Below are 2,314 nucleotides of genomic sequence, written 5' to 3'. Positions count from 1 at the left end.
ATGGCATTAGATTTATGCAGACTATACCGAGGACACACAGCACACTCGGCATAGTTCACAAAGGAAATCAACAACACACAACTGAAACACTTGGCAAGTTTCACACTGAAAATATCACCTTTTCCTTTGCAAACTCCATGTACAAAGTAGCTTGTGTCTGTGACCTTGTTCTTTCAATGTGGCAGCTTTGATGTTTGGCGTAAATTGAGAGAATTAAGGTCTGCAACCTTGGGCATGGAAAGCCGAAAGGCAAATATCTCGTCTTTTGTTCTTAGAGGAGGGAGCGAGGTTATGTTTTGGGAACCCCAAAACGCCTCGCTCCACCATGAGGGCGAAGAAATTTTGCTCCCAACGGTTGCAGAAAGTGAGTGTACCAACTGTAGGCAGTGCATAGAAATATGTAAATAGATTTGTCAGGTGTAGTTTATTCTTCCTTTATTTGCACAAAAGTATGTTTTGAGTGTTATAAAAAATAAAAAAATGCACTATTACGTTGATACTTTTGTATTTTTGCACTCAGTTATCTTGGACAGCAGAATTTGAAACACTGAAAATCCGTAATCTGTCTATATGTAAAATCTTTAAATTTGGATTATTATGACTAAGAAGTTTTGGTTAATAGCACTCATCGTAGCTTGCACTGTTGTATTTGGCAGTTGCGATAAGTCTGAGGAATTGAGTGTTGAGCAATGTAAGTTGGATATGAATCTATTCAACCAAACCTATACTGTTAATGATGAGGGGTGCTGTGTGCTAAAAGGGAGAAAGCCAATAGCAGCAGAAGAAATACAGAGTAAGGTCAAGGGCTATGGTTGGGAGAGTATTGCCACTTATGAGGTACAGGAAAACGGAAAGTTGAGCAAGGAGGAATTTTGGAAAGACAGATTTGGTGGCAGCCCTACACACTTTTGGTTTGAGACATCACAGCAAGCTTTTAGTTATTTTTATAGTGATGCCTTGCCAGCCTTTTGTTTCAGTCGTGTATCATGGACTTATGACATGGACAAAGGCTTCATACTGTTTGGCAGCAACAAGCAGACAACAGACAGCAGATACATGCAGATTCTTAAGCTTGACGAGTCGAATGGCAAGACCTTAATGTACACCATACAAAAATTGGGAGCGACGAGTGATGGCAGCAATGGTTACAAGTCTATATATGGCATGATTGTATATAAACGCATGACCGAAACCGATTTGGAAATGATGAAGAAAAGTTACACGTATGATACGGATATTGACCGTTCTGTTCCCGACAACTGCAAGTTTAAGATTAAGGCATACTATGCAGAAGACGACAAAGACAACACAGACCCTGTGTTTCAGACCTTCTGCCTTGTAACATTTGAGCTTACCGATGAATATGGTTTCAACTCTTCAGATAATGCCTATTACAACTACTACGATTCAATTACTTGGACGAGTGATTGTCGTGATATGCCAGATAGCTTTGGAATCATGGAACGTAAGACAAACTGTTTGAATACTTCCTATTGGTGGAGCACATACTTCTTCACGCCTCATGACAATACTATTGTCTATGCCAATGGCTATAAAGATGGCCGTATTGTCTATCAAGCCCGAAAGAGGCTCTATTTGGTGAATGATGGATTCTTTGGTTACGATTGGGATAACGTAAGGTATAATTCCAAGAACCCCGAACTAACAGAATATTGCTTGCTGGACAAGAGCCGTGAGTTTATCCTAACTCCACCTACTGCCTACAAAGAAGACATTACAAAACCGTATGCAGAGTTACGTATTGTACTGAAAGGAGCAAAAGACAAAAACGACAAGGAATATATGTTAGGCGTGCTTGAACGTGAAAGAGAAGGTCTGTTGAAGATTATGGACCAGTACTATGAAGCACATAGTACTATAAAAGAAACAGAAAAGGCTTCGCTGTGTAAAACGTTTAAGGCACTACCCGAAGATGCTGATATTAAAGCATATTGGCGTACAAAACATTCTCGCATGGTACTGATACTTAAAACTGACGGGGAAGACCCTATAAACAGTGAATACTATGTGCATGCGGAACCAATTAAATGATAAATAAGTTTAATGTGGACAACAATAGTCATAAGGCGAAGTTAATCTTTGTTTTATGACTATTGTTTTTTTGCACCAACATAGTGTGGTTTCATTTTTATTTTGTATTTTTGCAACTGTAAAGAGTTGTTAGGCAAAGCAAACATATGCATATTGCAGAAGTTGTGACTATTGCCAAATCATTACCTCTATTGAGGTTGAACACTTATAAATCGCTCATTTTAAGCTATTCAGCAGATTATAGAAGAATTTTTCGGAAAAA

At 38.7% G+C, this 2,314-nt stretch carries 1 protein-coding gene; it reads left to right on the top strand.

The window, feature by feature from the left end; translation table 11 throughout:
* Positions 1-597: 597 nt before the first annotated feature.
* Entirely contained in the window at positions 598-2,052 is a 1,455-nt protein-coding gene (locus tag CFT61_RS16225; RefSeq protein WP_089545425.1) for a hypothetical protein, read from the top strand.
* Positions 2,053-2,314: the final 262 nt, after the last annotated feature.

The organism is Segatella copri, assembly GCF_002224675.1.
Taxonomy (GTDB): domain Bacteria; phylum Bacteroidota; class Bacteroidia; order Bacteroidales; family Bacteroidaceae; genus Prevotella; species Prevotella copri_U.
This window is presented reverse-complemented; position numbering and strand designations above follow the sequence as displayed.